Source organism: Hymenobacter sp. (assembly GCF_031398885.1).
In the GTDB taxonomy this organism is placed as follows: Bacteria; Bacteroidota; Bacteroidia; order Cytophagales; family Hymenobacteraceae; genus Hymenobacter.
The window spans coordinates 1-7143 of the sequence record NZ_JANNOD010000077.1 but is presented as its reverse complement, the minus strand read 5'-3'; the positions used below and the strand labels follow the sequence as shown (position 1 = coordinate 7143).

The following is a 7143-nucleotide window of genomic DNA, read 5'->3' as shown; positions in this document are numbered from 1 at the left end:
CCGAGAGCGAAACGCGGTCGAATTCGCGGGTTCGGAACTCGTCCAGGTTCGCGTAGAGGGCGAAAAAAGAGTACGTGTTGAACAGCGTGCCGAAGAAGCGGCGCTGCACCTCGGTCACGCCGGCGGGGTCGAACTTGAGGTTGTCCCACGGCGGCGCGTTGGCGATGAGGTACCAGCGGGTGGCATCGGGGCCGAACTGCTTGATGGTGGCAAACGGGTCCACGGCGTTGCCGAGGCGCTTGCTCATCTTCTGGCCGTCCTTGGCGAGCACCAAGCCGTTGGCCATCACGTTTTTGAAAGCCACGGAATCCTCCAGCATCACGGCCAGGGCGTGCAGGGTGAAGAACCAGCCGCGGGTTTGGTCCACGCCTTCGGCAATGAAATCGGCGGGGAAGTTTTTCTGGAATTTCTCGGCGTTTTCGAGGGGGTAATGCCACTGCGCGTAGGGCATGGCGCCGGAGTCGAACCACACGTCGATGAGGTCGGCCTCGCGGTACATGGGCTGGCCGCTGGGCGATACCAAAAATATTTCATCAACGTACGGGCGGTGCAAGTCGATTTTAGCCTCAACCCCCCGGCCCCCGTATCCATCAGAGAAGGGGGTGCCCATAGACAGAGTGATGGAATTGTCAGGCACCCCCTTCTCTGAAGGAGAAGGGGGCCGGGGGGTTGAGGCGTACGGGTTGTGCGTCATCACCTCCGCCGCCACGGCCTTGTCAATCTCCGCCTTCAGCTCGGCGATGCTGCCGATGCAGATTTCCTCGGTGCCGTCCTGGGTGCGCCAGATGGGCAGCGGCGTGCCCCAGTAGCGCGAGCGGCTGAGGTTCCAGTCCACCAGGTTTTCGAGCCAGTTGCCGAAGCGGCCGGTGCCGGTGCTTTCGGGCTTCCAGTTAATGGTTTTGTTGAGCTCGATGAGCCGGTCCTTCACCGCCGTGGTCTTGATGAACCAGGAGTCGAGCGGGTAGTAGAGCACGGGCTTGTCGGTGCGCCAGCAGTGCGGGTAGGTGTGCTCGTACTTTTCCACTTTGAAGGCCGTGCCGTCGCCCTTCATCTTGATAACGATGCTCTCGTCCAGCGTCTTGTAGTCGGCGCCGGTTTCGTCGTGCCCGTCGTAGTTCTTTACCCAGCGGCCCGCAAACTCGCCCATTTGGGGCACGTAGCGGCCCGTCCGGTCCACGATGGGGCCGAGCGTGCCTTCCGCATCCGGCACCATCAGCGCCGGGATGTCCGCCAGCTGCGCGGCCCGGAAGTCGTCGGCCCCAAACGTGGGCGAGATGTGCACGATGCCGGTACCGTCTTCGGTAGTCACGAAGTCGCCGTTGATGACGCGGAAAGCCCGTTCCTCGCCTTCAAAAGGCGTGAAATCGAACAGGCGTTCGTATTTGATGTCGATGAGGTCAGCGCCTATGAATTCGCCTAGAGTGCTCCAATAAGATATTTTCCCTTTTGAAACTAGCCCTTTCTTCTGGTCACTAGTGAGATTTTTTGGTAGAATAGCTCTATCAGTCCCATTTAACAATACCCTAACTGCTTCACTGTTGTGAGGCAATTTAGACATGTTCATGTCTTGACTTGCCGACCAACCATACTCATTCTCAGTATCAAAGTATGAGGAGACTCTTTGAGCAGCAAGAACTACGTTTTCACGCTCAAACGTATACTGGTTATATGTTTGAATCAGAAAGTATTTGATATTCTTGCCAACTGCTAGACCTGTATTGGCAGGAAGAGTCCAAGGTGTGGTCGTCCAAGCCAGAATGGATGTATTCTCTGGCTCTGCGGAAGCAACAGCTTCTGGTTCTCCAGAGAAAAGAGAATCACCGCCCTGAGAAACTTTGAACTGCGCCACCACGGTCGTGTCTTTCACGTCGCGGTAGGTGCCGGGCTGGTTCAGTTCGTGCGAGCTGAGGCCAGTGCCAGCCGCCGGCGAGTACGGCTGAATGGTGTAGCCCTTGTAAAGCAAGCCTTTGTCGTAAAGCTTCTTGAGCAGCGCCCAGCAGCTTTCGATGTACTCCAGCTCGAAGGTCACATAGGGGTCGTCGAGGTCGACCCAGTAGCCCATTTTCTCGGTCAGGTCGTCCCACTGCGCCTTGAAGCGCATGACGGTTTCCTTGCAGCGCTGGTTGTATTCAGCGATGCTGATTTTCTTGCCGATGTCCTCCTTCGTGATGCCCAGCTCCTTTTCCACCTGCAGCTCAATGGGCAGGCCGTGGGTATCCCAGCCGCCTTTGCGGGGCACCTGCTTGCCCAGCAGCGTCTGGTAGCGGCAGAAGATGTCCTTCACCGTGCGCGCCATCACGTGGTGAATGCCGGGCGCGCCGTTGGCCGAGGGCGGGCCTTCGTAAAACACGAACGTGGGCTGGCCTTCGCGGCTGCTCACGCTCTTCTCGAAGATACCGTGCTCCTTCCACCAGGCGAGGATGTCCTCGCCGAGCTGGCCGTAGTTGAGCGGCTGCTTAAATTCGGGGTATTTCATGTGTGACTTATTCAATCGTCTCTTCTCAATCGGCCGTCATGCAGCGCGCAGCGAAGCATCTTGCCTGGGGGAGGTAATCAATGCCGTAGCAGCGAAGCGGGCAATATGCTTCGCTGCGCGCTGCATGACGTTCTTAATTTAACCGTGCAAACAGCTTAGTGACCTGACTCGCCGCGGCGCTGCACCGTCATCTTATCCAGGTTCAGTTCCAAATCGTCGTCTTCTTCGTGGTACGATTCGTCATAGTGCCGTATCAGCGCGTCGTCGCTGATGAAGTTACCCTTGCCATGCTCGAAGGTGACCAATAGGCAAGGCAACAAAATCAGGTTGGAAAAATTCGTAATCAGCAGCGAGGCTGACATAAGCAGGCCCAGCGCCTTGGTGCCGCCGAACTCGCTGAAGGCGAAAATGCTGAAGCCCACGAACAGCACGATGCTGGTGTAAATCATGCTGGTGCCCGCCTCGCTCAGCGTCACGGATACGGCTTCGCGCACGCGCTGGCCGTTGAGGGCCATTTCCTGGCGGAACTTGGCCAGCAGGTGAATGGAATTGTCCCCGTCAATACCCAGGGCAATGACGAAGATGAGCGCCGTGCCGGGCTTGAGCGGGATGTTGAAGTAGCCCATGATGCCGGCCGTGAGCACCAGCGTCACGGCGTTGGGAACGAGGGCAAACAGCACCGTGCGGGCCGAGCGGAACAGGATGAGCACCACCAGCCCCACCAGCCCAAAGGCCAGGAACAGGCTGTCGCGCAGCGTATTGATGATGTATTCATTGCCCTGCGTGAACAGGATGGTGGTGCCGGTGGGCCGCACGTCCATGCCCGTGCCGTTGAAAATGCGGCGCATCTCGGGCAGGATTTTGCCGTTCATCAGCGTGTCCAGGTTGCGCGAGCCGATGTCGGCAATCTTGAGGCTGATGCGGGCCTGCTGGCCGGTGCTGTCCACGAAGGAGCGGAGCAGCTTGCTGTCCATGCCCGCGCCACTGCCCTTGGAATTGGCCAGGCTACTGAGGATGAAGTTTTTCTCCGAGTTATCGGGCAGCCGGAAGAACTGCGGGTCGCCGTTGTAGTAGGCCTGGGTGGTGGCTTTGAGGAAGGTGACGATGCTGATGGGGGCCGTTACCTCCGGCTGGGTGCGCAGGAAATTCTCGAACTGATTGATTTTCTCCAGGTTTTTGAGCCTGAGCAGGCCCTTTTTCTTGTGGGTGTCCACCACGAATTCCAGCGGCATCACCCCGTTGAAGTGGCGCTCAAAAAAGCTCAAATCCGAATTCACCGAACTGTTCTTGGGCAGGTCGTCCACCATGAACGACACCGACTCTATGCGCCGGATGCCGAAGAAGGCGCCCGCCACCAGCACCAGCGTCAGCACGTACACCGTGGGGCGGCGGTTGAGCACAAGGTGGTCGAAAAACTCCAGCAGCTTGGTCAGCGGCCGGGCGTCGAGGTGCTCCAGCTGCTTGGGCGTGGGCGGCGGCAGGTAGGTGAACACGGCCGGAATCAGCAGGAAGCTGATGACGAAGGCCACGAAGATGTTGACCGTGGCCACCAGCCCGAACTGGAACAGGATGGCAATATCGGTGAAGCAAAACACGAAAAAGCCGACGGCCGTGGTCGTGTTGTTCATCAGCGTAACGAGGCCAATTTTGCGGATAACCCGCGTCATGGCCAGCATCTGGTTGCCCGATTTGCGGTAGTCGTAGTGGTAGCGCGAGAGCAGGTAGGTGCAGTTCGGAATGCCGATGACGATAATTAAACTCGGAATCAGGCCCGTAAGCAGGTTGATTTTGTAGCCCAGCAGCACGATGGACCCAATGGCCCATACCGCCGTCACGCCCACCACCAGCAGCGGAAACACCACGGCGGCCCAGGTCCGAAAAAACGCCAGCAGCGTCACGCCCGTCACCAGCATGGCCAGCAGGGTGAAAAACGTCATTTCCGAGCCCACCTTGCTCGTCATCGTGTAGCGCACGTAGGGCAGGCCGGCGTAGTGCAGCCGGATGCCCGTCTTCTTCTCAAACGCCTTGGAGAAGCCCAATATCTCCTTCATCACGGCCTGTCGGCGCGACGAGTTGAGGTACTTCGAGTCCATGGTCAGGGCCAGCAGCGTGGCCCCGGTGACGGGGCTGATGAGCTGGCCCTTGTAGAATTCGACGCGGTTCACTTCGCGCATGAGGCTGTCCAGCTCCCGCTGGGTGCGCGGGAAGGTCTTGAAAATGGGTTCGGCCCGGAACTGGTTGGTGGCCGTGTCCTTGCGGATGGCCAGCAGCTTGGTCACGCTCAGCACGCCGTTCACGCCCTCCACTTTGGCCAGCGTGTCGGTGAGGGTGCGCAGCTCGTTGAAGTTGCCCAGCCGGTACACGGCGCTGTCCTGCAGGCCCAGCACCAGCACGTTGGCATCTTCCCCAAACGTGCTTTTGAACTGCTGGAAATACACCATCTCCGGGTCCTGCGGGCTCACCACCTGGGCGAAGTCGTAGGTCATCTCCACGTCCTTGGCTTTCCAGGCCATGAATACGGTGATGACGGCCAGCACCGCAATGAGCGAGAGGCGAAACCGGATGATAAACAAGGCGAGACTGGCCCACATAAAACTTGCAAAAAGGCAAAGTTACGTTAGGGGCAGGCGGGGTAACCTCACCCCCGGCCCCTCTCCCGCGGAGAGGGGTGCCTGACGAGTTTCTTCGGAAAGTCAAAAAGGCCCCAGCTCTGAGCAGGGCTGGGGCTTATGCACATTATTCGGGCAACTTTCGGCTAATTTTCGGCTACAGGATACCGCCCGTCTGGCACCCCTCTCCGCGGGAGAGGGGCCGGCCCCGTAGGGGTCTCGTGAGGTTGCCTCAGTCGCGCCGTTCCTACAGCTTCTCGAACACCCGCCGGAAGCTGACGGCCTCGCCGATGTAAGCGCGCAGCTCGGCAATCGGCATGCGGGTTTGCTCGCGGGAGTCGCGGTGGCGCACGGTCACGGTGTCGTCTTCCATCGTCTGGCCGTCGACCACGATGCAGAAGGGCGTGCCGATGAGGTCCTGGCGGGTATAGCGCTTGCCGATGGCGTCGCGCTCCTCCAGCACCAGGCGGAAGTCGTATTTCAGCTCATCAAATATTTCCTGGGCCTTTTCGGGCATACCGTCTTTGCGGACGAGCGGGAAGATGGCGGCTTTGATGGGCGCCACGGCCGGATGCAACTTCAGCACGGTACGGGTTTTGGTTTGCTGGGCCTCGCCCTCCCCTTCCGTGATGGTTTCCTCGGTGAAGGCGTTGCACATCGTGGCCAGGAACAGGCGGTCGGCGCCCACCGAGGTTTCCACCACGAAGGGCACGTAGTTGCCGTAAGCCTTGCCGGTGGCGGGGTCGATGTCAGCGTCGAAGTACTGCTGCTTTTTGCGGCTCAGGTTCTGGTGCTGGGTCAGGTCGTAATCAGTACGAGAGTGAATGCCCTCAATTTCTTTAAAGCCAAATGGAAACTCATACTCAATGTCCACAGCAGCTTTAGCATAGAAAGCCAACTTATCATGGTCGTGGAATCTCAACTTAGCAGCGGGCAAGCCTAGTGCTTCATGGAAGCTCCGGCGAGCAGCTTTCCACGTCTGGTACCACTGGTCTTCGGTGCCGGGGCGCACGAAGAACTGCATTTCCATCTGCTCAAACTCCCGCATCCGAAAGATGAACTGTCGGGCCACAATCTCATTCCGAAAGGCTTTGCCGATTTGGGCAATGCCGAAGGGCACCTTCATGCGGGCCGACTTCTGCACATTCAGGAAGTTCACGAAAATGCCCTGGGCCGTTTCGGGGCGCAGGTACACGGGCGGCGCGTCCGAGTCCACGGCCGAGCCCTGGGTCGAGAACATGAGGTTGAACTGGCGCACCTCGGTCCAGTTGCCGGTCTTCGACACGGGGCAGACGATTTTCTCGTCCAGGATGAGCTGGCGCACGCCGGCCAGGTCGTTGGCCGTGAGCAGGCGGCCCATCTCGGCGGTGAGGGCGGCGCCGCGGGCAGGGTCGCCGGCGTTTTCGTACTCGGCGGCTCGTTCCTCCAGCAGCACGTCGGCGCGGTAGCGCTTCTTGCTGTCGAGGTTGTCAATCAGCGGGTCGTTGAAGCCAGCAATGTGGCCGCTGGCCTCCCAGGTGCGCGGGTCCATGAAAATGGCCGCGTCGAGGCCCACCACGTTGTCGTGCAGCTGGGTCATGGCCTCCCACCACAGGCGCTTGAGGTTGTTTTTCAGCTCCACGCCGTTGGGGCCGTAGTCGTACACGGCGGCCAGGCCGTCGTAGATTTCGGAGGACTGAAATACGAAGCCGTATTCCTTGGCGTGGGCCACGATGTCCTTGAGCTGGGTGGTTTCGAGTGCTGGGTTCATGCCCGCAAAAGTAGGCCGGGGCGGCAGAAGCTAAAACCTGCGCGTAGAAGGCGCAAAATCACAGAACGTCATGCTGAGCGGAGCCGAAGCATCTCGCATGCCGCAGTAATCACAATCGTTAAAGAGAGTTAGTGGCGGCACGCGAGCGTTTGCAGCGCCAAGTCCCGGCGCAGCACGTTGTGGTCGCTCACGTCTTCCCAGCCGCAACACAGCCCATACAGCCGCTGCGCGAGCATCGCGCGCATGCCATGAGTGATGCTGGCGGCGCGGCGGCTATCGCCGAACACCGCGGCCACCGCGCGCGTCAG

The 7143-nt window shown here is 59.6% G+C and carries 3 protein-coding genes and 1 pseudogene; all 4 read right to left on the bottom strand.

Going from position 1 to position 7143, the window contains the following annotated elements:
* Positions 1-2476, bottom strand: a 2476-nt coding sequence (ileS, locus tag RMO51_RS15270; protein WP_310396010.1) for an isoleucine--tRNA ligase, incomplete at its 3' end; no start/stop codon positions are given.
* 155 nt (positions 2477-2631) lie between these two features.
* Positions 2632-5067 (bottom strand): MMPL family transporter, encoded by a 2436-nt coding sequence (locus RMO51_RS15265; protein ID WP_310396008.1) that lies wholly within the window; start codon positions 5065-5067, stop codon positions 2632-2634.
* 265 nt (positions 5068-5332) lie between these two features.
* Positions 5333-6835 (bottom strand): glycine--tRNA ligase, encoded by a 1503-nt coding sequence (locus RMO51_RS15260; protein ID WP_310396007.1) that lies wholly within the window; start codon positions 6833-6835, stop codon positions 5333-5335.
* A 134-nt stretch (positions 6836-6969) separates the two neighbouring features.
* A pseudogene (locus RMO51_RS15255) lies at positions 6970-7143 on the bottom strand (transposase); the annotation flags it as partial.

Coding starts and splice junctions, on each gene's coding strand:
- RMO51_RS15265 (WP_310396008.1), bottom strand. CDS start 5,067: ATGTGGGCCAGTCTCGCCTTGTTTATCATCCGGTTTCGCCTCTCGCTC.
- RMO51_RS15260 (WP_310396007.1), bottom strand. CDS start 6,835: ATGAACCCAGCACTCGAAACCACCCAGCTCAAGGACATCGTGGCCCAC.